The 24,152-nt window shown below is 48.3% G+C and carries 23 protein-coding genes; 12 read left to right on the forward strand and 11 right to left on the reverse strand.

Features of this window, described 5'->3' with window-relative positions:
- The first annotated feature begins 7 nt into the window (after window positions 1-7).
- On the forward strand, window positions 8-823 hold the full coding sequence (locus tag OOT00_RS13430; RefSeq protein ID WP_265425901.1) for a sugar phosphate isomerase/epimerase family protein: 816 nt from the start codon (window positions 8-10) through the stop codon (window positions 821-823).
- A gap of 85 nt (window positions 824-908) precedes the next feature.
- Here the strand turns inward: OOT00_RS13430 and OOT00_RS13435 are convergent, their stop codons facing one another.
- Together OOT00_RS13435 and OOT00_RS13440 are read right to left on the reverse strand one after the other, a co-directional pair.
- Entirely contained in the window at window positions 909-2,219 is a 1,311-nt protein-coding gene (locus OOT00_RS13435) for a DEAD/DEAH box helicase (protein ID WP_265425902.1), read from the reverse strand.
- A gap of 486 nt (window positions 2,220-2,705) precedes the next feature.
- Window positions 2,706-4,370: a YcaO-like family protein gene (locus OOT00_RS13440; protein WP_265425903.1), complete on the reverse strand. Its 1,665-nt coding sequence runs from the start codon at window positions 4,368-4,370 to the stop codon at window positions 2,706-2,708.
- Window positions 4,371-4,813: 443 nt separating this feature from the next.
- Between OOT00_RS13440 and OOT00_RS13445 the strand changes: the two genes are divergently transcribed.
- The 8 genes from OOT00_RS13445 to OOT00_RS13480 all read left to right on the forward strand — a co-directional run bounded on the left by OOT00_RS13445 (window position 4,814) and on the right by OOT00_RS13480 (window position 11,957).
- Entirely contained in the window at window positions 4,814-5,407 is a 594-nt protein-coding gene (locus OOT00_RS13445; RefSeq protein ID WP_265425904.1) for an RsbRD N-terminal domain-containing protein, read from the forward strand.
- Between the two features lie 222 nt (window positions 5,408-5,629).
- A complete protein-coding gene (gene dsrM, locus OOT00_RS13450; RefSeq protein WP_265425905.1) occupies window positions 5,630-6,622 on the forward strand; it encodes a sulfate reduction electron transfer complex DsrMKJOP subunit DsrM in 993 nt (330 codons plus the stop codon).
- A 3-nt stretch (window positions 6,623-6,625) separates the two neighbouring features.
- Window positions 6,626-8,242: a sulfate reduction electron transfer complex DsrMKJOP subunit DsrK gene (dsrK, locus tag OOT00_RS13455; protein WP_265425906.1), complete on the forward strand. Its 1,617-nt coding sequence runs from the start codon at window positions 6,626-6,628 to the stop codon at window positions 8,240-8,242.
- Window positions 8,235-8,636 (forward strand): sulfate reduction electron transfer complex DsrMKJOP subunit DsrJ, encoded by a 402-nt coding sequence (dsrJ, locus tag OOT00_RS13460; protein ID WP_265425907.1) that lies wholly within the window; start codon window positions 8,235-8,237, stop codon window positions 8,634-8,636. Before dsrK ends, dsrJ begins: the two co-directional genes overlap by 8 nt.
- Window positions 8,636-9,430: a sulfate reduction electron transfer complex DsrMKJOP subunit DsrO gene (gene dsrO, locus OOT00_RS13465; RefSeq protein ID WP_265425908.1), complete on the forward strand. Its 795-nt coding sequence runs from the start codon at window positions 8,636-8,638 to the stop codon at window positions 9,428-9,430. The genes dsrJ and dsrO overlap by 1 nt, the downstream gene beginning before the upstream one ends.
- Window positions 9,431-9,437: 7 nt before the next feature.
- Window positions 9,438-10,589 (forward strand): sulfate reduction electron transfer complex DsrMKJOP subunit DsrP, encoded by a 1,152-nt coding sequence (gene dsrP, locus OOT00_RS13470; protein WP_265425909.1) that lies wholly within the window; start codon window positions 9,438-9,440, stop codon window positions 10,587-10,589.
- A 641-nt stretch (window positions 10,590-11,230) separates the two neighbouring features.
- Window positions 11,231-11,389 carry a rubredoxin gene (locus tag OOT00_RS13475; RefSeq protein WP_265425910.1) on the forward strand — a complete coding sequence of 53 codons (159 nt, stop codon included), beginning with the start codon at window positions 11,231-11,233 and terminating at the stop codon, window positions 11,387-11,389.
- A gap of 139 nt (window positions 11,390-11,528) precedes the next feature.
- Window positions 11,529-11,957 carry an FKBP-type peptidyl-prolyl cis-trans isomerase gene (locus OOT00_RS13480; protein WP_265425911.1) on the forward strand — a complete coding sequence of 143 codons (429 nt, stop codon included), beginning with the start codon at window positions 11,529-11,531 and terminating at the stop codon, window positions 11,955-11,957.
- A gap of 86 nt (window positions 11,958-12,043) precedes the next feature.
- On the opposite strand, the gene lpxC is transcribed toward OOT00_RS13480, so the two are convergent.
- Window positions 12,044-12,910 (reverse strand): UDP-3-O-acyl-N-acetylglucosamine deacetylase, encoded by an 867-nt coding sequence (lpxC, locus tag OOT00_RS13485; RefSeq protein ID WP_265425912.1) that lies wholly within the window; start codon window positions 12,908-12,910, stop codon window positions 12,044-12,046.
- Between the two features lie 124 nt (window positions 12,911-13,034).
- Here lpxC and OOT00_RS13490 point away from each other — a divergent pair, with 124 nt between their 5' ends.
- From OOT00_RS13490 to OOT00_RS13500, 3 genes are all read left to right on the forward strand, one after another.
- Window positions 13,035-14,576 (forward strand): YifB family Mg chelatase-like AAA ATPase, encoded by a 1,542-nt coding sequence (locus OOT00_RS13490; RefSeq protein WP_265425913.1) that lies wholly within the window; start codon window positions 13,035-13,037, stop codon window positions 14,574-14,576.
- A gap of 407 nt (window positions 14,577-14,983) precedes the next feature.
- Entirely contained in the window at window positions 14,984-15,130 is a 147-nt protein-coding gene (locus tag OOT00_RS13495; RefSeq protein WP_265425914.1) for a hypothetical protein, read from the forward strand.
- Window positions 15,131-15,244: 114 nt separating this feature from the next.
- Window positions 15,245-15,520 carry a hypothetical protein gene (locus tag OOT00_RS13500; RefSeq protein WP_265425915.1) on the forward strand — a complete coding sequence of 92 codons (276 nt, stop codon included), beginning with the start codon at window positions 15,245-15,247 and terminating at the stop codon, window positions 15,518-15,520.
- Window positions 15,521-15,639: 119 nt separating this feature from the next.
- Here OOT00_RS13500 and phaC read toward each other — a convergent pair whose 3' ends face one another.
- The 8 genes from phaC to OOT00_RS13540 all read right to left on the reverse strand — a co-directional run bounded on the left by phaC (window position 15,640) and on the right by OOT00_RS13540 (window position 23,477).
- Complete coding sequence (phaC, locus tag OOT00_RS13505) at window positions 15,640-16,749, reverse strand: class III poly(R)-hydroxyalkanoic acid synthase subunit PhaC (RefSeq protein WP_265425916.1); 1,110 nt, start codon at window positions 16,747-16,749, stop codon at window positions 15,640-15,642.
- Window positions 16,742-17,503, reverse strand: a complete 762-nt coding sequence (locus OOT00_RS13510; RefSeq protein ID WP_265425917.1) for a poly(R)-hydroxyalkanoic acid synthase subunit PhaE — start codon at window positions 17,501-17,503, stop codon at window positions 16,742-16,744. Before OOT00_RS13510 ends, phaC begins: the two co-directional genes overlap by 8 nt.
- Before the next feature lie 101 nt (window positions 17,504-17,604).
- The gene (locus OOT00_RS13515; RefSeq protein ID WP_265425918.1) at window positions 17,605-18,552 is read right to left on the reverse strand and encodes a universal stress protein; all 948 of its coding nucleotides are present in this window, start codon (window positions 18,550-18,552) and stop codon (window positions 17,605-17,607) included.
- 359 nt (window positions 18,553-18,911) lie between these two features.
- A complete protein-coding gene (locus tag OOT00_RS13520) occupies window positions 18,912-20,162 on the reverse strand; it encodes a GGDEF domain-containing protein (protein WP_265425919.1) in 1,251 nt (416 codons plus the stop codon).
- Between the two features lie 365 nt (window positions 20,163-20,527).
- Window positions 20,528-21,349, reverse strand: a complete 822-nt coding sequence (locus OOT00_RS13525; protein WP_265425920.1) for a mechanosensitive ion channel family protein — start codon at window positions 21,347-21,349, stop codon at window positions 20,528-20,530.
- Window positions 21,350-21,790: 441 nt separating this feature from the next.
- Window positions 21,791-22,345: a GNAT family N-acetyltransferase gene (locus OOT00_RS13530; RefSeq protein WP_265425921.1), complete on the reverse strand. Its 555-nt coding sequence runs from the start codon at window positions 22,343-22,345 to the stop codon at window positions 21,791-21,793.
- Complete coding sequence (locus tag OOT00_RS13535; RefSeq protein ID WP_265425922.1) at window positions 22,342-22,941, reverse strand: DsbA family oxidoreductase; 600 nt, start codon at window positions 22,939-22,941, stop codon at window positions 22,342-22,344. Before OOT00_RS13535 ends, OOT00_RS13530 begins: the two co-directional genes overlap by 4 nt.
- Window positions 22,942-23,024: 83 nt before the next feature.
- Complete coding sequence (locus OOT00_RS13540; RefSeq protein WP_265425923.1) at window positions 23,025-23,477, reverse strand: hypothetical protein; 453 nt, start codon at window positions 23,475-23,477, stop codon at window positions 23,025-23,027.
- Window positions 23,478-24,152 lie beyond the last annotated feature (675 nt).

Consider the following 24,152-nt stretch of genomic DNA (forward strand, 5'->3'; position numbering starts at 1 on the left):
AAAATCTGTGAATTTATCTGAAATTTCAGCTATTCCGGAAAAAATAAGGGCAAAGGTTCAGGTGAATCTTCCCTTCCGTATGCGGGATCTCTACATGGAAAGTTTCCTTGCCATGGGGTTGAACCCTGAAATAGGCCTGGATGCTGTGACTTTGGACAGTATGGATATGCAGGAAATAAAGGCTGTTGCCAGGGCCTTTCAAAACAGGGGAAGAAGGATTACGCTCCACGGACCATTTATGGATTTATCCCCCGGGTCGCCGGACCCGGCCATCCGCAGGGTTTCCATGGAAAGAATGTTGCAGCTGCTGGAAGTCGTTCCTGTTTGTAAGCCTCTTTCCGTTGTCTGCCATGCAGGGTGGGAAAGACGGCGGTATGACTGGATTCAGGACGAATGGTATGACAGGTCCGCAGCTTTCTGGAAAGACACTGCCGTTTTGTTGCGAAAAAGGCAGTGTCGGCTTCTGCTTGAAAATGTATATGAAGAAAGCCCGCAGGACCTTCTGCGGCTTCTGGAATATCTGCGCTCCGAAGATGTAGGCGCCTGTCTGGACACAGGGCATCTGTTTGCATTTGGATCCGGCGGACTTACGGAATGGGTTCGTGTGCTTGGTAGTTTTGTGGGAGAAGTTCATCTACACGATAATATGGGTGACAAGGACTCGCATCTGCCCCCTGGGCAGGGTAGAATCGATTTTTCTTCTTTACCGGCTTTGTTTCGTCAACAATCCGGATTTCCAGTTATTACCCTGGAACCCCATGAAAGCAAGGATCTGTTGCCATCCCTGGAATGGGTGGCACGGGAACTCAAGGATTTTGTATAATTCAAATTCAATATTGATCGCAGACCAAGGGCATGTCTTCAGGACATGCCCTTGGTCTGTCTAGCCGCCTTGGCTGCAGACTGGTTTATCGGGAGAAAGCAGGCCTGCGGGAAGCTTTTGATTCGTTTTTGCGCCGTGATTTTGTCTTTTCTCTGGAAGCCTGTTTTCTTGCCTCCCTTTGTTGCACGAGTTCAAGAATTTCTCGATCTGCCCTTTTTTCACTGGATTTATTGCCCGGCCGAAGCAGAATATGGGCTGGAAGGTCATCGTCTTCCGTAAAGCCATCTACTTTTTTGACCGGTATTTTTTGACCAAGTAATTGTTCAATGGCTTTCAGGCTGGCCTTTTCTTCACTGCTGACAAAGGAGATGGCTATTCCGCTGGCCCCCGCCCTTCCTGTGCGACCGATACGGTGTACATAATCTTCCGCAATTCCGGGTATATCAAAGTTCACAACAAAAGGCAGATGGTCGATATCAAGACCCCTTGCAGCAACATCCGTTGCCACAAGAACGCGGATATCATTATTTTTGAAGGCCGAAAGGGTTCGTGTACGCACGGATTGGCTTTTATTTCCATGGAGTGCGGCAGTCCGTATACCATGGTTTGCCAGTTTTTCAGCCAGCTTGTTTGCGCCGTGCTTCGTGCGGGAAAAAACCAGAACCTGGGTCGAGGCCTCCTGGCTTAGAAGGTGAAGAAGGAGGGCCCTTTTGTTTTCTCTGGCCACCATATGGACCCTCTGGCTGACGGACTCGGCAGCGGTCTTTTCGGGTTCAATTTCAATATGGGCAGGGTCCTGCAGCATTGTTGCCGCCAGCTTTTTGATTTCGCTGGAATAGGTGGCAGAGAAGAGCATGGTTTTGCGTTCAGAGGGAAGCAGTTTCCGTATTTCTGTAATAGCTTTACTAAAGCCCATGTCCAGCATTCTGTCGGCCTCGTCTAAAACAAAAAACTCGATGTGGGAAAGACGGAGGTGGCGGTTGCCGGCAAGATCCAGGAGGCGGCCCGGTGTGGCAACAAGAATATCAATCCCTTTTTTGAGCTTCTCAATCTGCGGGGGAAGACTGACTCCACCGTAGACTACCGTACAGCGAAGGGAGGTTCTTCTTGCATAGGCCTGAATACATTCTCCTACTTGAAGAGCCAGTTCCCGTGTAGGAGTAAGAACCAGAGCACGTGGATGTTTCAGGCGGTTTGGCTGCTGGCTGAGGAGTTCAACCATAGGAAGGGCAAAAGCATCGGTTTTACCTGTGCCTGTCTGGGCTCTGGCAAGAAGGTCTCTGCCATGAAGGATTGCTGGAATGGCAAGGTTTTGAATGGGGGTCGGCTTTGTATAACCTTTGTCCCGAATGGCTTTCATCAGTTCGGGGCGAAGACCAAGGTGATCAAATGTCATAGCTGAATGGGTTCTTTTCTCTAGTGGATTTGTTTGGATTCTGTATAAAAGTAACGGAATAGGACTCGGACGGCACAGGATATATACTAAAAAGAATGGATTGTCTCATAAAATCAAACGGCCTGTATGGCCGTTTTTCATATAAGAAGCAAAGCTGTCCCAGCCGTCTCCTGAGAATCAATCATTGTATATCATATTGAATTTTTAAGTAAGGCTTTAGTTTTTATAATAGATATGAACATCTTTTCCGTTCCTTGCAAGGCTTTGTTCAAAACCCATGGGTTTTGAACAAAGCCTATGATGCCCCTATGCTTTGGTGCCCTGTGTCAGGTCTTTTTAGAACGGTCATAATGAATGGACTTGCAAAAGCATCGCAATACGTCAGCATACAATATATGAAAGTGAGTTTCGGCAATGTTGAAAACCCCTATGCAGAGTAGTCGGCGGCAGTGATCAGGTTGTTTGTAAAGCCATTACAATTCAATATTATCTATGGGTACGTAGGTTTTTCAGGCCGGACAGGGGAGTGTTTATAAGTTTTTCATAACGGGTAAATAACCTTTTATTGACGGTTGAAAACCTGTCGAAATCTCCCACTATCTCCAGGCCGGGAACGAGGCTGCGCACAACGGGAATACGCAGATCAGACCGGGTTATGGGTACATGGATAGGGGTATATCCGTTGGCGGCAAGGCATTGTTCCACACGGTCAAGATCTGCCGCAGGATTGGATGTTGAAAAGTCAGGAAGGTCTTCCAGTTTAATGAGGGGCATTTCAGAATCCGGTCTTTGCGTGGATGGCCCTGGAAAAGGCCATGGTGTTTCTGTCATGGCAGCGAGCAGGGCACGTTTGCCATAAAGGTGAGAGCCTGTGCCACGGATAACTTTGCCATTTTCTGCTATGACAAGACACCGATAGGAGGGAATGCCGAACTCTGTTGTGATATCTTCGAAAAAAGGGTAGATTCCATGCTTGCGGTAAGCATCAAGAACCCTTTTAATTTGAGGGTCTTGAGAATAAATTTGAAAGCAGTTTGATGGGTTGTGGGGCATGGTTGCCTCCGCATCTCTTTCAATAACTTCCAGGAGGCCGGCAAGTCTTGCTCCCTCTTCGGAGGCCCCTGCTGCAAGCCCTGTTGATCCCAGAGCCGTAAAAAGCTGGATTTCCGGAAGATTGGAGAACAGCAGCACGCACTGCACGGGTACAAGGCAGGAAAGCCTGCCTTCTGAGGTTATTTTCTGACCGGGCATCCACCAGATTGCTTCATCAGGAAAGGGGGCTTCGAGAAGCAGATCATTGGGGTTGAGGGCTTCTGCAGAGTTTTGCTTAAGTTCAGAGAAAGAGGCTTTCTGTATGGGGGTTGGGAGGAGTCTGTGGCCGATATGATCTTTTTTTACATCGGCAAAGGCGCTGATTCTTTCTGCTGCTTCCATGATGCAGGCAGCCCTCGCAGTCTCGACGGAAAAACCTCTTCCATAGCTTGTCTGTTTGCCGGTGAGTCTTTGTTCATATCCTGGAATATCAATTTTTCTATCCAGATCCCATTCGCGAAGAAGGGCTATGGGGCTCAGGGATGCCATATGGCGTTTTTCTGATGTCATTAGTTTTGTATGGTTTTGCAGGCGTTCGGATGCCGCATAAAAAACGTCCAATGGCCCGGGCATGGGTGGGGCCGGTATGGCTTTCTGCGGTATGGCATCAATGGTAAGGGGGTTCAGGGGAATATCGGGCCCGGACAGTTCCGGAGCGGGCAGTTTGTCCATAGCTGTAGGGTCTGGGGTCTGCAGGTGGAAGATATTTTGGCGGAAAAGTTCTATCCAGGCGGTTCTGCTGTCAGAAAAAGTCGATCGAAGATAGGCCAGAGGAGATTTTCCGGGAGGTAGTTTTTCCGGAAGAACCCATGAAGCACCGGACGCTTGAGAGGCTTCTTTCATGGCGAAAAGCAGAAAAGGGTCTTGTTGCATGGTTGATCTGTCTTCATCAGAAAGTGCCAGAATGTTTTCGAGGAGAAATCCCCTGAGAAAAGCGTCTTCGGGACGTTGTTTGCACAGCTTGACCAGATTTTTGAAAATGGGTTCTGGAAAAGGAGCGGGCCTGAAATAACCTGTGGCGGCTTCTGTTGTCTTGTGCTGCATGATAAAATGAATCATTTTATTTCCTTATTATTTGCTCTTGTTTGATCCTTGAGATAAAAAGAGAAGTCTTTTTCAGGCTGCATGGAAAAATGGAAAAAAGATTTTGTCTGTTTTTATCAAAATGCCAAATAGACGCGATCCTGAACCTTGAAGACTACCTATCACCTCTCCGGAATTCCTGAAAGAAAAAGCCTCTTTTCAAAATGGAGACGCCGTGGAACTTGGGAGCTGAAAGATGATTTTATGAACTATATATAGTGGGTGGAGCAGTTTTAAGTCGCGTATGGTGTGTTGGTGAAAGGGTTTTTTCCAGTAAGGGATAAGTCCTTATTTTTGCTTTTATTCTTGACATATAAAGGAGGCATCGAGTATAAGTCGCCATTCATGATGATAAGTCATTCAGGACCGCTGTCAGGGGCCTGCAGGCACCCAACAGCCTGCGGGCAGGAGATTGAAAAATGGATTGGAAGGTATTGCTGGGCGATTATAGGGAAAAAATGGCAGAGCGGTGGGTGGATCTTGTGGTAAGAACCTATCCTGCCAAACGAAGTCAGTCTTTTTTTCTGAATGAAAAAGATCCTTTTTCAAATCCCGTGGGACACACTCTGCGTACAGCCCTTCCGGACGTTTTGAACGCTCTCATTGACGGGGCAGAAGATTCGGTCCTTGAAACAATGCTCGATCCTGTTATCCGGGTCCGTGCTGTGCAGGAATTTACGGTCAGGGAAGCCATTACTTTTGTATTTTATTTAAAAGATCTTGCCCGTGAGGTTCTGAAAAATTCAATAACTGAAAAAGATAACGCACCGCTTTATGCCTTTGATAAGCGTGTGGATGATCTTGCCCTTGTGGCCTTCTCTTTATATATGGGATGCAGGGAACAGATCTGGTCCTTTAAATCCCGTCATGTTGTGGAAAGAAGTATCAATCTGCTGGAAAAGGCGGATATCCTCTGTGAGGTCGAAAATTTAGGTGTGGACATTCTGCCCCAGCGAATTTTCCGGCGGATGCAGAAGGATGCGGCAGCTAAAAAATCGGCCATCACCCAGTAGGTTTGTAAAAAGTCTTGCTTTTTTCTTTCATAAGAAGAAAAAGACTGAACGTGCGTAAATTTCGAGTAAATGCGGACCTTGTTTGCAGGAGGGTCCTGTTTATAGGGGGTTAATGGCAGCGGGCGGGAGTTCAGGCCCCGGGCAACCGTTGCCGGCAGAATCAATTTTGGACCGGAGGTAACTCCGGATCGGTGTTTCTTGCCGAAGAGAGAGGTAGTGTCCATGAATCAACACCTGCTTTATTCCCTTGCGGCGGTACTGGTTCTCGGTTTGATCGGCTATGCCGGTGGAAACGGGATGCCCTATCTGTTTGGGGTTGTGATACCCTATGCCGCCATGGTGCTGTTTTTTGCAGGATTCGCCATGCGGATGCTGGGCTGGGTAAAATCCCCTGTCCCCTTCCGTATACCGACCACCTGCGGGCAGCAGCAATCTTTTTCCTGGATCCAGCACTCAAAATACGACAACCCTTCGGATGGAAAAGGTGTTGTGGTACGTATGCTGCTGGAGATTTTTCTTTTCCGTTCTTTGTTCCGCAATACAAAAAATGAGATACGGGAAGGAAAAATCGCTTATAACCTGGAAATCTGGCTCTGGCTGTTTGGTCTTGTTTTCCATTATTCCTTCCTTGTGGTTTTGGTAAGGCACCTTCGTTTTTTTCTGGAGCCTTTGCCTGCACTGCTGGTGGTGGTGGAAACTCTGGACGGTATTTTGCAGATCGGGCTTCCCGGTGTGATGCTGTCTGGTTTTATGCTGCTGGGGGCGGCTCTTTTCCTGTTCGCACGCAGGGTTGTGATTCCTCAGGTGCGGTACATTTCCCTTACGGCAGACTATTTCCCCATTCTGCTGATTGCAGTGATTGCGGCAACGGGCATTCTTCTGCGGTACTTTACCAAGGTGGATATTTTCATGGTAAAACAGATGACCATGGGGCTTGCCACTTTCAGTCCTGTGGTGCCTGAAGGCATTGGTGGTCTTTTCTATGCCCACCTTTTCCTTGTCTGTGTACTGTTTGCTTATTTTCCCTTCTCAAAATTAATGCACTCCGGTGGTATTTTCTTAAGCCCCACACGGAATTTGGCCAACAACAGCCGGACTGTACGTCATGTCAATCCCTGGAATCCCGAGCTGAAGTTCGTTACCTATGCGGATTATGAGGACGAATTCAGAGAGAAGATGATCGAGGCCGGCCTGCCGGTGGAAAAGAAGGAGTAAACAATGGTCGATATTCCCAAAGCGGATGAATTGATCCAGATCGACAACGCACCGGGCAAAGAGTGCTGGATGGATGTTCCACCGGATCTGTCCGAAGGAAGGTTCTGTTACCCGGCCAAGCCTAAGACTCTGGAATACTTAGGGCTTCCCAATGCAAGGGTCTGGAGTCCCGCGGATGAAGACTGGCAGCTGCCTGCGGACTGGCAGAAAATTGTTCATGAAGGTTTCAAGGAGAGGCTGGATAAATACCGTTCTCTGAAAGTGTTCATGGATATCTGCGTTCGCTGTGGTGCCTGTGCGGATAAATGTCATTTTTATATTGGCTCCGGTGATCCCAAGAATATGCCCGTCCTCAGGGCTGAACTGCTGCGTTCTATTTACCGCAATGATTTCACCATGGCTGGTAAGATACTGGGACGTATTGCCGGTGCCAGAAAACTGACCCCTCAGGTAATTAAAGAGTGGTTCAGTTATTTCTATCAATGTACGGAATGCCGCCGTTGTTCCGTGTATTGTCCTTACGGCATTGACACGGCAGAAATAACCATGATGGCCCGTGAGCTTTTGAACCTTCTGGGTCTCAACATTAACTGGATCAAGGATCCTGTTGCCAACTGTTCCCGCACGGGGAACCATCTGGGAATTCAGCCCCAGAACATGGTGGAAATCATTGATTTCTTTTGTGATGACATTGAGGAAATCACTGGTGTCAGGCCCAATCCAACCTTTAACCGTAAGGGTGCTGAGGTTCTCTTCATTACCCCTTCCGGTGATGCCTTTGCCGATCCAGGTACCTATACCTATATGGGGTATCTGATGCTGTTTGAGGCTATTGGCCTTGATTATACCATTAGCACCTATGCTTCGGAAGGTGGTAACTTCGGCCTGTTCACATCTTCCGATATGATGAAAAAGATCAATGCCAAAATGTACCATGAGGCCAATCGTCTTGGTGTCAAGTGGATTCTTGGTGGAGAATGCGGTCATATGTGGCGCGTTATCAACCAGTATATGGATACCATGAACGGTCCTACGGGTCCGAAAATGGAGACTCCCAAATCTCCGATTACGGGAACGGTCTTCAACAATGCAGCCTCAACAAAAATGGTGCATATTGCGGAATTTACCGCCGACCTGATCCGTAATGGCAAGCTGAATCTCAAGCCCGGTCGCAACGATCACCTCAAGGTGACCTATCATGATTCCTGCAACCCGGCCCGTGCCATGGGAATGCTGGATGAGCCCCGTTATGTGCTGCAGAATGTTTGTAATAATTTTTATGAAATGCCTGAAAACACCATTCGGGAGCAGACGTTCTGCTGTGGTTCCGGCTCCGGTCTGAATACGGAAGAAATTATGGAAATCCGTATGCGTGGTGGCCTGCCAAGGGCCAATGCCGTTAAGCATGTTCACGATAAGTATGGTGTCAATATGCTTTCCTGTGTCTGTGCCATTGACCGCGCTGTTCTCCCTCCGCTGATGGATTACTGGGTGCCGGGTGTGGAGGTTACGGGCCTGCATGAACTGGTGGGCAACGCCCTGGTCCTTGACGGCGAACATGCAAGGGAAACCAACCTTCGTTTTGAACCCTTAGAGAATGCGGAGGGTGCAGATGAGTGATAAATTGAAAGTCCTTGCGGGGCTTGTCGTTCTGGCGGTCCTGATTACGGTTCCCTTCTGGCTGAATGCCGGTAAGACTGGTGAGGTACCGGAGGTGGTCATTGCGGATGCTGCCAAAAAAGCTGGTGCCTGTGTGGAGTCAAAAGAGTGGATGGCTGCCAACCATATGATCCTGCTGGATACATGGCGGGATACGGTGGTTCGTGAAGGCAAGCATATCTATGTGAATGAAAGCGGGCAAGAGTTCAATATGAGCCTTTCTTCCGGAGAAAATTCCTGCCTGGGTTGTCACACGTCCACAGCGGAATTCTGTGACCGCTGTCATGACTACACCGGAGTGGGTACCCTCTACTGCTGGGATTGCCACATAGACCCGACAAAGGAGAATAAGTGATGAAGGAAAGCAGACGCAAGTTTCTGAAAATAGCCGGTGTTTCCGCCATCGGTATCGGAACGGGTTCTGTGCTGACTGCCTTTGCCTCTTCGGGTTCGAAGGATGAAAAGGCTGCGGAAACCGCAGGTGCCCGGTTTAAAAAGAGACCCGAGTCCCTTACGGCTGGGCACTGGGGTATGGTGATTGATATTCGCAAAATTGATGCGGACCTTGCGGCAGAAATCCAAAAAGCCTGTCACAGCATACACAATGTTCCCGATATTGAGGGGAAGCAGGAGCTGAAGTGGGTATGGCCTTCGGACTTCAAGCATGTTTTCCCCATGCAGGAAAACCGTTATCTCTCTGAAGAGCTTAAGAAAGCTCCTGTTCTTGCCCTGTGCAATCATTGTGAGAATCCTCCCTGCGTACGGGTATGCCCCACCAAGGCTACCTTTCAGCGCGAAGATGGCATTGTCATGATGGATTTTCATCGCTGCATCGGCTGTCGTTTCTGTATGGCAGGCTGCCCTTACGGTGCCAGAAGTTTTAACTTCAGGGATCCAAAACCTTTTATCAAGGAAATGGATCCCATGTATCCCCATCGTATGATTGGTGTTGTGGAAAAATGTAACTTCTGCGATGAGCGCCTGGCCAAGGGCCAGATGCCCGCCTGCGTGGAAGTGTCCAGGGGTGCCATTCTGTTTGGTGATCTGGATGATCCCAACTCCAATGTCCGTAAGGCCCTGAAAGCCAACACGACCATCCGACGGAAACCGAGTCTGGGTACCGGCCCTTCCGTCTACTACATTGTGTGAGGTGACCATGCTGGAAAAAGCGATCAAAGGAAGCAGTAAATACTGGATATGGATCGCCTCCCTGCTGCTTGTCATCGGGGTGGCGGGACTTGCCTGGATGAAGCAGCTGGACCAGGGGCTTGTCATCACCGGCATGAGTCGGGACGTGACCTGGGGCTTTTATATTGCTCAGTTCACCTTCCTTGTGGGTGTGGCCGCAGGGGGGGTTATGCTGGTTCTTCCCTATTATCTCCACGACTATAAGGCCTTTGGCAGAATTACCGTTCTCGGTGAGTTTCTGGCCATTGCCTCTATTATCATGTGTTTGCTTTTCATTATTGCAGACATGGGTTTTCCTTCCCGGCTGATGAACGTGATCTGGCATGCCAGCCCGGATTCCATGCTTTTCTGGGATATGATCGTTCTTAACGGTTATCTACTCTTGAATATCCTTGTGGGTTGGAATGTACTTGAAGCGGAACGTAACGGTGTTCCAGCCAAAAAGTGGGTGAAAATTCTCGCTCTTATTTCCATTCCATGGGCCTTTGGTATCCATACGGTGACAGCGTACCTGTACTGCGGTCTGCCCGGAAGGGGTTTCTGGCTTTCTGCCATTATTGCTCCCCGCTTTCTGGCCTCCGCCTTTGCAGCAGGCCCGGCTTTCCTGATTATTCTGGCTACGATTCTTAAGAAAACCACAGGTTTTGATTCTGGCGACAAAGCCTTGCGGACCCTTTCCAAAATAGTCTGCTATGCTCTCATTGCCAATGTGTTCTTCTTTATCTGTGAAGTATTTGTGGTCTTCTACAGCCAGAATCCGGAACATATGGATCACTTTATCTATCTGTTCTGGGGTACGGGGAATCTGGTACCCTTCATGTGGGCATCCATGATTCTCATGGTGACGGGGATTGTTCTGCTTCTGATACCGAAATACAGAAATAACCTTTCTCTGCTGCCATGGATCTGTGGAATTGTTTTCATCGGTACCTGGCTGGATAAAGGGCTCGGTTTTGTTACGGGCGGTTTTGTTCCCAACCCACTGCATGAGTACACAGAATATGCGCCAACGGCTTTGGAGCTGGTGATCAGCATGGGGATTTTTGCTACAGGTTTCCTTGTGCTCACCCTGCTCTTTAAGATGGTTGTGGGTGTTAAAAAGGAAGTTGGGGATTATTAATAGTCTTCGGCGGGTATCCGTAATCGTTTGAAGGCTGTATGACGGGTGCCGTTGTGTAAGGTATTAAAGGAGGGCTGCGTAAGCGGCCCTCTTTTTTTGTGTTTACCCGGCAAAACCGGCGTTCCGCCAACTTGAGAAATGGAATGCCATCAGCGGGGGAATCTCTCAAGTGCAGACATAAAAAGTTCGATATTTATCAGTATGTGAGATGAGACAGCAGCCGTATGGACTTTTCTGTCCGTGGGAGGTTTCGTAAGGAAGTGGAAAAGAGGGGAAATAAACCTGAACTTTGTATGGCAGCCCTATAAACACTGTACAGTGAAAGAGGCAGAACCTGTGCTCAGCACTCCGTCTCTGCAGAGAACTCTGTTATTTCGTTGGCAAGACAGGCAAGGCGTATAGGATCGGTATTGTCCCTTGTTTCTGTTCCATTTTTTATTTTTGTGAAGAGGCAGGGGTTTCCGTAGAGAGTGTTGAAAAACAGCGTCGGAGTTTTGCACCTGCGTTTTGGCAGGTGCGGAATGAATTGTACTCGTAAGAGATCTACCTGTTAACAGGGAGGATATTTTCTTGACGCTTGTGCATGCCTCTTTCCTGTGTCAGAATAGAGAAAGAAACTTCACATAAAGGAGGGGTTTATAATGGTAAAATACGAGTGTCCCTGTGGTTATGTGTATGATCCTGCCGAAGGTGACCCCGGTAATGGTATAGCAGCGGGAACGGCCTTTGAAGATCTTCCTGACGATTGGGTCTGTCCTGTCTGTGATGCGGAAAAAGAGTTTTTTGAAAAGGCAGATTGAAAAAGTGGTGTGGCAGAGCATTTTGCTTTCCACCAGAGGTTTCCCAGGCCCTTTGAGCCGAAAGGGAAGAACAGAAAAAGGAGGCATCCGGTTGGCTCCTCCTTTTTTCTTATTCAGACCGACCGGAAATGGATGTCAGATGCGCAAGGCGGAAAAAGGCGATCAGGTTCAGGTTCATTATACAGGAACTTTTCCTGAAGGAGAGGTTTTTGATTCTTCTGCAGGTAAGGAGCCCTTACGTTTTGAACTGGGCGGTGGTCAGATGATTCCCGGCTTCGATGCCGCTGTGCATGGGATGGCCGTGGGAGAGAAGAAAACCATCACCCTGCCGCCGGAAGAAGCCTATGGCCCCAGTAATCCTGAGCTTGTGGCTGTTTATGAAAAGAGCCTTTTCCCTGAAGGGATGGAGCTTGAGGAGGGAATGCTTTTGGAAAGCCGGATGGAGGATGGAACGGTTATACCGATCCGTATTGCCGCCATTGATGGTGAAAATGTGACAGTCGATGCCAATTTCCCCATGGCAGGTAAAACCCTGGTATTTAACCTTGAGCTGGTATCTATCAGCTGATTTTTCAGCCGGTAGTGAAGGTTCGGTTATTGACAGGTCAATTCAGAAAGCGCCGTTTTTTCCGTCCGGGAAGTGCGGCGCTTTTTTTAGGTTGGGGTGACGGTTTCCCAGCAGGAACGGTTTTTAAAGAATTCTGTGATGAAATGATGATTGAAAAGGTGTCCGGATTTAACGGTTTTGATATGTCCGCGTATGGGCATGCCGATCAGGGAAAAGTCGCCGATGCAGTCCAGAAGCTTATGCCGGACAAATTCATCCGGGAAGCGCAGTCCCCCTTCGTTGATCACTTCCTCACCACTGACCACCACCGCCGTTTCCAGAGAACCTCCCCGTCCCAGGCCCAGCTGTTTCATCATTTCTACTTCGTGCAGAAAACCAAACGTTCTTGCAGGCGCAATTTCTGAAAAAAAATGATCTCCACCAAGATCAATACTGATGGTTTGCCGTCCAATGATCGGGTTTGGGAATTCTATGGTACAGGTAATGCGGAAGCTGTTATCTGGATAGGCACCCACAAACTTGTCTCCATCGGCTATTTCAATGGGGTGGGTGACAATGAAGTGGGAGCAGGGGGCTGACTGGGCAATAATACCGGTTTCTCGAATTTTATCCGCAAATACAATGGCACTTCCATCCATGATGGGCATTTCGTAATTATCGAGTTCAACACGGGCATTGTCGATGCCCATACCGGCAAAAGCTGCCATCAGGTGCTCAATGGTAGAAACGATAACCCCGTTTTCTCCGATGACCGTAGCAAGGCTGGTATCCACCACACGGCTGAAAAGGGCTGGGATTCCCTGCGTTCCGGGTAGATCGGTCCGGAAAAACCGGATTCCGTGGTTTTCCGGAGCTGGCTTCAGGGTGAGTGTGGCATTCTTACCGGAGTGTACACCAATGCCGTAACAGGAAATGGGAGCTCTGAGAGTTTGCTGACGGGTTCGAATGGGCATAATTATCCAGTAAAGTGAACGTTGTTGTGGCTTGCATCCTTGCAAATGACAGAGTATTAAACCATAAACTCTTTGTGAAAATCCATAACTTTTATTGTTATATGGAAAAAGAAAGACAATCAATATGCTTGCAAGGAGCTGCTGTGCTGCCGTAGTGGGCGTTGATGCCATACCTGTGAACGTGGAAGTTGATGTGGGAAGAGGGCTTCCTGTTTTTCAGATAGTGGGATTACCGGAAACAGCTGTTCGGGAGAGTCGGGACCGCATTCGGACCGCGTTGCGGAATGGTGGCTATGGTTTTCCCAAAGGGCGTATTACGGTGAATTTGTCTCCTGCAGACATCCGGAAAGAGGGCACCGGGTTTGATCTGGCCATTGCACTGGGAATCCTTGCCGCTTCAGGTCTCCTTCCGATGGAGGCTGTGGCTTCTCATCTGGCACTGGGCGAGTTATCCCTTGATGGGAAAGTCAATCCTGTGCGGGGTGCCCTTGCCGCATCCGTCCTTGCAGATCCGGTTACGATTCATGGAATTCTTGTACCTGTGGCCAATGCGGCGGAAGCGTCGGCCTCGGGTAAAATTCCTGTTTTTGCCGTACAGAGCCTTGGAGATGCGGCGGATCACCTCGCAGGTCGCAGGATTCTGGAAGCCAGAAAGCCTGTAGATTTTTCCCGGCTGTGCTGGTGGGCAGAGGATGCGGATTTTCGGGACGTAGCAGGTCAGCAACATGCAAAAAGAGCCCTTGAAATTGCCGCTGCCGGTAATCATAATATATTGATGAGTGGTCCTCCCGGATCGGGTAAAACCATGCTGGCTCGCCGTATCCCCGGTATTCTTCCTCCTTTATCCTTTGAAGAGGCACTGGAGACGAGCCGTATCTATTCTGCTGCAGGACTTCTGAATTCCCGGACGGGTCTGGTGGTGAAAAGACCTTTCCGGGCTCCCCACCATACCATCAGTGATGCGGGGCTTGTAGGTGGCGGCAGCCATCCTCGTCCGGGAGAAGTCAGTCTTGCTCACCATGGCGTTCTGTTTCTGGATGAATTTCCGGAATTCCGGAAATCCCTTTTGGATCTGCTGCGGCAGCCCCTTGAAGACCGGATGCTTACGGTATCAAGGGCCGCCTATACGGTTCGTTTTCCTGCGTCCATCATGCTGGTGGCTGCCATGAACCCCTGTCCCTGTGGATATGCGGATGACCCGGAGGGCAGGTGTCGATGCCAGACCTTTGCCATTGACAGATACAGGGCTCGAATATCCGGACCTCTTATGGACAGAATGGATATACAGATAGAAGTTCCTTCCCTGTCTTATGGTGATATCCGGCGTGCCGGTGAGGGAGAGTCATCGCTTACGATAAGGGAGCGTGTGATCCATGCGAGAGAGCTGCAGGAGCTACGCTTTTCACAGAAAAAATATTCCTGTAATGCTGCCATGGATGCCCCGGCCATACGTGAGTTTTGCAAAACAGGCGCGGAAGGTGATCAACTTCTGGCCAGGGCGGCTGATAGGCTCCATCTCTCTGCCCGGGGAATTTCCCGTGTTTTGAAAATTGCCAGGACCATAGCTGACCTTGAAGAATCTCAAACTATTGAATCCTGTCATCTTGCGGAAGCCGTACAGTACAGGCGCCTTTCTCCGAATGATGGAGATGGTTTCGGGAAATAATCCCGTAAAAATGAGGGTATGACCCCATAGACACGGAACGCTGTTTATGTAAAAGAATAGTCAACCTCTTTTAGAAGGAGCGTTCCTCCACACGCTCCGGAAGATTCTTAACCGGACTCCCCCGCCTTCCGGATCTAAGATCTTCTTGGCAAACCCCTGTTGAAGGAGTTTGTTCTTTTGTGGACAGACTCCTCAACCCCCGTAGCTTGAGAAAACGGCCTGATATCCTGCAGCATAAAGGATGTCAGGCCGTTTTCTGTGCAAGCCATAAAAAATATTCCAACCATTCAATTTATTGTTGATTCTTTCTTTATGAGCTGATAACCAAATAAATCATTACTGGCCATTTAGGGCTGCATACGGGGGTGCAGCGCATCAAAAACCTTGAGAGCGGTGTGGAGGGCAACATGCTGGCAAGAAGAAGCGTTGAGGAGGAAACGCAGGTTAACGATGTGCAGGACCGGCAGGATGAGTGTTTCTGGAACTGGTTGGAATGTACGGAAAGAGCCATGGGAGAGGCTCTGGAAGACACAAAGAAAAGAAAGGCCCGATAATTTTTCCACTTGGGAATGGAAATAACGGGTTTTTGTACGGGGCTATTGCAAGGCCTACAGGTTTCCGGTAAAGCTTTCTGTGGAAATGAAAATGACATACCGGAGACAGTGGACGTGATATTCTATAAGTATGCAACCATACAGTGCACGGACAGTGGGGTTTTTCTGTTCATGGACAATGAAATTGAAGTACCTACCATGGGTAATTGTACATGGTTACGACAGTTTGAACCAGGGCAGCGGAATGAGGCTTTTTCCTTTGCCATTCGATGGACTCTTGTAAAGGTCAGTGAAATCTTACTTTCCGTAACGGGTAAAAGGCAGATACGGCTTCTTTATATCCGTGATCCTGAAGACAAGACACGTCCGTACAAGAGCCGATTCTGGTAAAAACAAAGATTTGTTTTGGGTAAGAAACGAAAAAGAGTCCGGAATTGTATGATGCCATAAGGCTCATAGAATTTCCGGACTCTTTGTTTTCCCTCACAGTAAAAGATCATGGAGTTCTGTCAGGCAGCGGCACAGGTTTGACCTTTGGTCGTTTTGGCTTGTCTGTCCCTTTTTTTCAGCCAGTCTGCAATGGCAGGAACAAAGGCCTGCTGGCAGCTTCCGCTAACGTAAATGCCGATGTGGCCCGTATCCAGGCATATATCACGGGTATCGCGGCTTCCGGTGGATTCTCCCAGATTTCTGGCGGCTTCCGGTGGAACGAGATGGTCATATCGGCCATAAATATTGAGCAGGGGCATGGTTACAGCTTTCAGGTTCACTGTTTTGCCACCCACAACCATTCGGTTTTCAATAAGTTTGTTTTCCTGATAACAGTCCTTGATAAACTGATGGAAGGTTGCACCCGGTACATCCGGACTGTCAAAAATCCATCTTTCCATGCGGATAAAATCTTCTACGAAGGTTTTTCTGTGCATGTTTCTAAAAAATCCTACATACTTATCCATCATGAGCCGGGACGGGTTCAGCATGAGGAAACCCAGATTCATGACATCACCCGGAATATTACCCCAGGCCTGCACCATGGCGTCTGGATCCAGATTTTTCATCCATACGTGGAGGAGACCGGATTCATGATCGAAACGGGAAGGTGTGACGGTGGTGATCAGGGTTTTGACCTTTTCAGGGTGAAGTGCTGCATAGATAAGGGAGAATGTTCCTCCCATACAGACTCCCATCAGGTGTAGGGCTGAGACCTGATGGCGGTGGCAGATGAAGTTGATCATTCTGTCCATATATCCATTCACGTGGTCATCAATGGTCAAATACTGATCTTTGGCTTCCGGGTATCCCCATTCCAGCAGGTATACCTCAATGCCTTTGGACAGAAAGTTTTGGATTACGCTGCGCTCGGGCTGAAGATCCAGCATGGTTTCTCGATTGATGAGGGCATACACTATAAAGACCGGTGTGCTGAGGCCAGGACCTGAAGGAGGCATATAATGCTTGAGCCGGACCCTTCCTTCCTGATGCACAAGCTCAAAAGGTGTGGCAGCGAGGTCCGTATTCAGCCTGCCCGTGATTACACCTATGGACTCCCTTGCATAGCCCATGGTACGGCTTGCCTGACTGAGGTTCTGGAGAAAATAGTTTTGTATGGTATTATCCATTTTGAGAAGTCTCCGCTTGGATCACTGGGTTTTTGGAACAGATTTCTTTTATCTCAGCAATTTCTTTTTTCATCGTGTACACATCCATATAGAGGGCTTCCATAGATGTTTCCGATGGAAAGCCGAGGTATCTGCCAGCTTCATGGCTGATTTCTTTGAGGGTAGTTTTGAGGTGCCCCAGGGTGGTGATTACATTGGCCAGCGCCCGGGTGTAATGGCCCGAATGAAACTGTTCATGATAGGCCTTCTCCAGATCGCCTACAGTTTTTTCATATACCTTGGATAATTGTTGAAAATTGCCTTCCTGAATGAGTTCCAGAATATCCTTGCCTGCCTGCTGAAGTGTTTTTTCTACGGGAATCCCCATATAATACAGAAACTCAAGCAGGTTAACCTGAAAGGCAGCCATGCGATCCAGAACCGTATCCATTCGTTCCTGATGTTCCCGAATCAGTCCCAGCCTCGGGATTCGAAAAGGGTCCATCAGCAGTGTTTTGCTGAGGTTGCGGATGGCATTGAATCCTTGGGTGTCTATTCCATGAAAACCTTGGCTTTTCATGGAAAGAAAGAGAGCATCCATTTCCTTGCTTGTTTTTTCGTAGAACGTGAGTGCCGTAAGATCATTTGTTTTCCACATTTCTCCAAAGCCGATGATCTGCTCCCGCATGGCATCCATGAACTCGAAGGGGAGTTTTGCGTCCGGAAAGGAAAAGGGGAAAAATGATGAAAAATCAGCTCGATGTTGCCCTGTCATTGTGATCACCTGAATAAAGGGTTGTGGGTTGCTTTAATAAACTGTCTGTTCTGTTTGTTGCTTGATTGTCTCTTAGGGTGGCAGAACCGAAAGGGGTTCTGTCAGCCGATAATCCAAACGGCCTGCTGTTTCGCCATTTCAATCAGTTTTTCGCCGACTCTTCCGATAAAGAAGTCCTGAACCCTGGAAATCCCTCTGCGGCCAACAAAAATAGTTCCCCACTTTTCTTTTTCGGCCGTATCCAGAAGACCAAGAGAGCGGCTCATATATCCTTCAATTATGGCGGTATCGATATTTTTAGCATGGACTCCCCGTTCTTTCAGTATCTGAACTGCTTTGTCCAGTGCGGGGTTCATTTTGTTTTTGTGTATACGGCTCTGGTCAGTAAAAAGTAACTCCGCAGGATCCATGCTGGCTGGGTAGGGATAGAAATTGCCACTAATGGGATTGATGGAGCGTGCGACGTGGCGGAGATGGATTTGCTTATCTGTTCCGGCAAAAAGACTGGATGCCATACGGATGGAGCGTCTCGAACCGTGGGAATCGTCAAAACCGATAAGAATATGGCGGGTTTCGGGGTTTTCTCCCACAAGAACCAGCGGGATGGAATGGATTCGGGAAACGAGTTTTCTCGCCACACTGCCGAGGGGCAGGCGGGAAAGGCTGGAAAACCCCGTGCGGCCTGCTATCAGTCCGTTGTAGCCATCCATGCTTTCGGAGACAATGTCACGGGTGACACCTGTCTTTCTTCTCTGAATCTTGATTTGTACCTTTTCCAAGGGAAAGCCCGCTTCGATAAAGAGACTACGGATTTTTTCCATGGAGCTTGTAAAAAATCTGTTTTGCCTATGTCTCCATTCATTCATGCTTTCCTGCTGGGGATGGATCTGAGGTTCCGGATCAATATCCCAGAAGGATTCAGGCATGTCGTATTCCACAAGAAAAAGAACAATTTCGCACCGGTCACTGGGAAGAACTGCCGCTGCATAACGGGCGGCAGCAACAGAAGCATCGGAACCGTCAATGGCAATAAGGTACTTGTGTTTCATACAATCCCCCTTGCTGAAATGGTTGGGTTGTTTCGTAGGGCTGTATTCCATGTTTGCACAGGGTATGCCATGGGGATCAAAAACAGTAAGGGAGTGGAAGGTCTTTTTTTCATAAGTCTTTGATTCGGAATGATTGAACAGAGTTTTTGTTTTTCTAAACGGGAAACCACTTTATGAGATGAGTAAGGATAAGATGTCGGATTGTTGAGTTTTCCTGTTCGCAGGGATAGGATAGTGGTGATGATAGGATAAATGACGGGGAGAAGTCGACAGATACGGATGGTGTGTGATTAGAAGCGGAGGGGTTATTTGTCAGGTTTTTTAACAGAGTGTAAAGGCTGTTTGGCCGTTGCAGGGGGTCAATTTTCTTCGACTCGGTTTTTGCTCAGGATCTTTGCCCGGTAAAGGGCAGCATCCGCTCTGTCAAGAAGGGTCTGGGCCTCTGTTTCATCATCGGGAATCCGGGCACTTACACCGATACTTATGGTCAGATAGGGAGCCACCGGGGAATGATCATGGCGGATGGCCAGTTTCTGAACCTTCTGCAGAATACTGTCAGCAATCATGGCAGCCTGCTTTTTTTCCGTATTGGGAAGTAAAAGGACGAATTCTTCTCCTCCAAAACGTGCCGGGAGGTCCGAAGGTCTGCGGCTGTGGGCTTTCAGAATACCGGCTATGGATTTCAGGCATTCATCGCCGGCGGGATGTCCATAGTTGTCATTATATGTTTTAAAATTATCCACATCTATAAAAAGCAGGGCAAGGGAGTCGCCGGAGCGTGCGGCTTTACGCCAGTTTCGTCTCAGGCTTTCATCAAAATGCCGACGATTGGCAAGGCCCGTAAGCGGATCGGAAAGTGACAGCCGGGTGAGTTCTTGATTGGTATATCGTAGACGTAGGGTATCCACCTTTTTCATCTGGGCTGCGACATATTCCTTCCGGTGCCGATATTCCATCTGGTAGCATCCGACAAGGCATACGAGAATGGCTGTTGCCAGTATAAAAATGCTGTTGATTTTCGCAGCCGTTGGCATGGAAAATACGAAAGGAAGAGATACGGCATAGGCCGTAAAGATAAGCAGACAGGCTGCAAGGGCCAGATGAAACCGGATGCGGGTGGCAATGGTTATGAAAATAACGGAAATAAGAATCCCCGTATGATAGTGGGCGGAAATGGGGGCTTTGCTGAGCGTAAGAAAGAGAAGAATGGCGAAGGTTCCTGTCAAAAGGGCCAGAACCATAAGAATGTCTGCGTGGTTCGGTATGGAAGGGCTGCGGATAAGAATGAGGATTCCTGCACATATGGGAGTAACGGCAAAAAATCTGATGGACCAGGCTGTTTTGTAGATATCCGGGAGAAGAAAGTAATCAGCAATGGCATAAAGGAGAAAGAGGAGCAGGGCTCCTGCACCTAAGAGAGGAAACAGTTTCTTTTGTTGCCTTGCTTCTTTTGCCCTGTATGCGTTTTCCAGAAGATCCGGAAAACGAAGCGGGTGAAAACCTTTTTCCAAAGTGGATAAAAGGGCTTTTTCCACGGAGATAAGGTCTTCATGGGATAGAAGAGAGTCTCTATCGGCAGCTTTGAAGGGCGTGTTTTTTTTCATAGTCATTTGAATATAGCATGGAAAATAAGGGAAATAAACGGTCTTTTCTCCTTAGCCCGTCCGTCTTTTTGCGATACGGCTCCGTCGTTTGCCGGTAAGGAAGGCCGGGGTGTTCAGATTGTTTCCGGGAGGTGGCAGAAAGCTTGAGTGTGAAAGGCGGGAATATTTATGAACTTTTTATGAACAGGAAATGAACATGCCGGTGAATTGCATAGCAGACTTCATGTTGGCAGCCACACCGCATGGACAGTTCCTCCATATTGTCTTTATTCCAGACGAATTGCATTTCTGTGGCCTGAGGGGTTTTTGCTTTGCCATGGGAGGAATTCCTGGCAGACGTTGTTGGAAGAGTCCTTCCATCATTTGTTTTATCAGTACTGATGGATGGTGTGCGGGTGGACGTCCTGTTGGGGATAGGGAATGGAAATACTTTCTTCGTCGAAACGTTTTTTAATGGCCTCATTCAAGGCAAAGAGAACGGACCAGTAATCCGAACTGTTCACCCACGGACGGACGGAAAAGTTCAGGCTGCTGTCGCTAAAGACAGGGCGATGAGGGGGGGCGGGTTCTGGAAGAAGTCGGGCTTCTTGTTCCAGTACTTCTTTTATGATTTTTTTGACCTTATCAATGTCTTCCTTGTAGCTTACTCTGAATATCATGTCCACCCTTCTGGTCCCTGTCACAGAATAGTTAATAATATTATCTCCCGTCAGCCTGGCATTGGGTACAAGAACCTTCTTGTTGTCCGGCGTTGTCAGCTCCGTTGTAAATATGCCGATATTCTGTACCGTACCGGCAGTGCCACCGCCTTTAATATAGTCTCCCACGCGAAAATGACGGAAAACAATCATAAGCACGCCTGCAGCAAAGTTGGATAAGGAGCCCTGAAGAGCGCGACCGACGGCCAGACCGGCGGCACCGATAATGGCAATAAAGGAAGCGGTCTGAACACCCAGTTTGCCCAGTGCTGCAATGATGACAAAGGTCAGGATGCCAAAATAAACGATACTGGTGAGAAATCCGGAAAGGGTAGGATCTGTTTTTGATTTTTCCATGGTCTTCTGCAGAACCCTTCGTATGGATCCTGCAATGATACGGCCAATAATGAGAATAGTCAGAGCAGCCAGAACCCGTAAGCCATAGAGGGCCAGAAAACCCTGAACCTGAAGAAATATGGAATCAACCGTTGCCATGTCTTCTCCCTATGAAAATAGTCAATAGCTGGATGTAGCGATTCTGCTGAAAGATACAAAAATTATGGACATGTTATGGACAATGGCAATGAATTTAAGGTCGACTGTCTGATGGTCTCATGAAAACATGTTCAAAAGTAGTCGTTTATGAACATCCCTGCCGTCGGGTAGACGAAAAGATTTCGATCGTATGGGGTTTGAAAAAAATGGGAAAGGGGCCGCATGCTATCAGATAAGGAGTGGAGAGTGCAGGCAGAAACCATTCCCTGAACGGATATGGATGAGACGGTGTGGTTATTTCTATATTGACAAGGTGATAGGGCTTTTTGAGGAAGTGGCAGGAAGGGATAAGATCAGACACCGGGAGCGTGGAGATCCTGCCTCATCCGGGTGGGGATGCGCGGTCTCTCGGCTAAATGACGGTGGCTCTACCGGCGGGTATCAGGCCTGTCGTATGGGGAGATGCCTGTAGCAGATGTAACGATCAATGGCGGGCTTCATGGGATCCGAAAAAGTTTGTTCAAATCCGCATTTTTCAAGAATATGCGCGGAAGCAAGATTTCCTCTGGCTGTGCGTGCGCGTATATGGGAAACGTCCGGATGGGAAAAGGCCCAGTTCATGAGAGCAGGAACAGCTTCGCTGGCAAACCCATGGCTCTGCCACTGCGGCAGTGTCGCATAACCGATTTCAACGCCACCATGAGCATCGGGCGGTTCCATAAAGCCGCAGCTGATAACCAGAATATCCAGATAGGGTCTCTGAAAAAGGCCATGCCATAAATACCATCCGACTTTTTCAGGGTGGAGATGAATCTGTTTAAGGAACCAGGGTTGTAAGGGAATAAGACTTGCGGGAGGCCAGCCTTCGGGAATTTCCGCATTTAATAAGCGGGAAAGCTGGGCAGATGAGGTTTTTTCCGCTTTCATCAATTCCGGTGTAAGCGCCACAAGACGCATTCTTGGTGTATGGATTGAAAGTAAGGAAGACAGATTCACAATAGCGATGCCTGTTTGAGGATATTGTGCAATGTTTTTTCTGCGGGGAGTCCTGCAAAGGGTGGCATGCCGGGAACCACAAAAGTGGGTGTTATGCGAATATGTCGTTCTGCAGCCTCAATGGCAGCGGTACGAAGTCTGGATTCAAACCGGCCTTCGTCTATGGCGGTGTCCATGGTTTCTGGATCAAGGCCCTGCTGGTTGGCGATATTCCGTAGAACTTCAGGGTTTCCTATATTCTGATTATGGCAGAAAACAGCTTCAAACAAGGCGGTGTGAAACGGGTCAAAAAGTCCCTCATCCCTTGCGAATTCAGCAGCCCGGATAGCCCTGCCTGAATTGACCATGGTGGTTGTCTCGCAGAAATGGATCCCATAGGGTAGGGCTTTCTGATTGATTTTACGAGTGAAGGCAAGGGTGTCCAGACCTGGATATTTTTTTGTCAGCATCAGGCCGGAAGGAGGTGTTTCCGGATGTAGTTCAAGGGGAATCCAGAGGGGGATAACCTTGAAATCTTTTGACAGTGTTGTCAGCATAGCCTTTGCCAGATAGCAGTAAGGGCAGGCAAAATCCGAAAAAACTCGTAACGCAGACATGCCTTTTTCTCCATAAAGTGGATCAGGTTTGTTTGCTATACCATAACGGGCGTCATCCCTGTAAGAATGGGCTGTCTATGGCGTCAGGCTGCTGAAACATTCTGGTACCGCAGTGCGACAGCGCCTGTCAGTAGAATCAAGATATTGATTCCGTAGCCAATCATGGTGGAACAGAGGGTAATGAGGAGGTTCAGGAAGATAAAAAAGAACCCGTACAACCCCTGTCCAGGATGGATCTCTAAGGGTGAAATGTCAAAAGGAACGGCAATGCTTCCGGGATAAAGACCTACAAAAAAAAGAAGATCGAGGAATACAAGTGCCATGGCTGCCTTGACGGCCCAATCCTTGCGATTCCATACGGCACGCCATAGGAAGAGCAGCGGCAGGGTTGTTAGGACATGCTTGATTCCCAGAATGGGTTCTACGATAAGGGGGTTGGCAAAAAGCCAGAAAACGGCTTTCAGGAGCAGCAATAGTCCCAAGAGCCATAAAGAAAAAGGGTATTGGGGATAAAGTCTTGTTCGGTAGGGTTTCACAAAAGACTCCTTCTTCGGGTATGGGCTGGCCGACTGGCCAGGAGCGGTCTTTTTTACTGACTGCCGAGAATCTACCCGATTCTTGGCCAGTAGGCAACGGTTCAAAAAAACCATTTCACAAAAGAAGCTATCCGCCTCAGGGTGAGATGCTCAGTAAAGTAAGTGACCGCAGTGAAGGCCATTCCACTTTCTGTGCTTCAACGGACGTGACGGGGCGGGTACAGTTTATGTCTGTGTCTTGTTGGCTGAAATGGCTGAAGACCTTATTTATATGAAAGGGTGGCCCCGTAAATCCGGAATGGCTTTCATGTTACAATTGTTATTCTTCCCCAGGGTGGAGGCATCTTCCTGGCTGGAAAGATCCAAAGTGTCCGAAGGCATCCATTCTTCAGCATTATGTCAAGGTGACGGTGCTTGTAGAAAAAACGATGACGAATGAAAGAGGCTCCTTTATATTTCAACAGAATTCCAATATAAAGTAAGGACAATTCTGCTTGTTCTGTCTTTTGGAATAAAGGCGGAGTGTGAGAATGGAAAAGAATGGGAACGCATGAAATGCAAATGTACCCGCTTTTTGCATGTGAGAAAAGACTGTTTTTTTAATGGTTTGTAAAAAAGAGAAAAAGAGTTGAAAAAAGTAATTGACACGGCAGTCTGAAATGGGTAGTTTACGCC

This window comes from Desulfobotulus pelophilus (genome assembly GCF_026155325.1).
Taxonomy (GTDB): domain Bacteria; phylum Desulfobacterota; class Desulfobacteria; order Desulfobacterales; family ASO4-4; genus Desulfobotulus; species Desulfobotulus pelophilus.

Bases quoted from the DNA above. Each gene is read 5' to 3' on its own strand.
- OOT00_RS13520 (WP_265425919.1), bottom strand. From the start codon at position 20,162: ATGACTATGAAAAAAAACACGCCCTTCAAAGCTGCCGATAGAGACTCT.
- dsrK (WP_265425906.1), top strand. From the start codon at position 6,626: ATGGTCGATATTCCCAAAGCGGATGAATTGATCCAGATCGACAACGCA.
- OOT00_RS13490 (WP_265425913.1), top strand. From the start codon at position 13,035: ATGCTTGCAAGGAGCTGCTGTGCTGCCGTAGTGGGCGTTGATGCCATA.
- OOT00_RS13440 (WP_265425903.1), bottom strand. From the start codon at position 4,370: ATGATTCATTTTATCATGCAGCACAAGACAACAGAAGCCGCCACAGGT.
- phaC (WP_265425916.1), bottom strand. From the start codon at position 16,749: ATGGATAATACCATACAAAACTATTTTCTCCAGAACCTCAGTCAGGCA.
- dsrM (WP_265425905.1), top strand. From the start codon at position 5,630: ATGAATCAACACCTGCTTTATTCCCTTGCGGCGGTACTGGTTCTCGGT.
- OOT00_RS13435 (WP_265425902.1), bottom strand. From the start codon at position 2,219: ATGACATTTGATCACCTTGGTCTTCGCCCCGAACTGATGAAAGCCATT.
- OOT00_RS13495 (WP_265425914.1), top strand. From the start codon at position 14,984: ATGCTGGCAAGAAGAAGCGTTGAGGAGGAAACGCAGGTTAACGATGTG.
- OOT00_RS13445 (WP_265425904.1), top strand. From the start codon at position 4,814: ATGGATTGGAAGGTATTGCTGGGCGATTATAGGGAAAAAATGGCAGAG.
- OOT00_RS13480 (WP_265425911.1), top strand. From the start codon at position 11,529: ATGCGCAAGGCGGAAAAAGGCGATCAGGTTCAGGTTCATTATACAGGA.
- OOT00_RS13535 (WP_265425922.1), bottom strand. From the start codon at position 22,941: ATGTCTGCGTTACGAGTTTTTTCGGATTTTGCCTGCCCTTACTGCTAT.
- dsrP (WP_265425909.1), top strand. From the start codon at position 9,438: ATGCTGGAAAAAGCGATCAAAGGAAGCAGTAAATACTGGATATGGATC.
- dsrJ (WP_265425907.1), top strand. From the start codon at position 8,235: ATGAGTGATAAATTGAAAGTCCTTGCGGGGCTTGTCGTTCTGGCGGTC.
- dsrO (WP_265425908.1), top strand. From the start codon at position 8,636: ATGAAGGAAAGCAGACGCAAGTTTCTGAAAATAGCCGGTGTTTCCGCC.
- OOT00_RS13525 (WP_265425920.1), bottom strand. From the start codon at position 21,349: ATGGCAACGGTTGATTCCATATTTCTTCAGGTTCAGGGTTTTCTGGCC.
- OOT00_RS13475 (WP_265425910.1), top strand. From the start codon at position 11,231: ATGGTAAAATACGAGTGTCCCTGTGGTTATGTGTATGATCCTGCCGAA.
- lpxC (WP_265425912.1), bottom strand. From the start codon at position 12,910: ATGCCCATTCGAACCCGTCAGCAAACTCTCAGAGCTCCCATTTCCTGT.
- OOT00_RS13510 (WP_265425917.1), bottom strand. From the start codon at position 17,503: ATGACAGGGCAACATCGAGCTGATTTTTCATCATTTTTCCCCTTTTCC.
- OOT00_RS13515 (WP_265425918.1), bottom strand. From the start codon at position 18,552: ATGAAACACAAGTACCTTATTGCCATTGACGGTTCCGATGCTTCTGTT.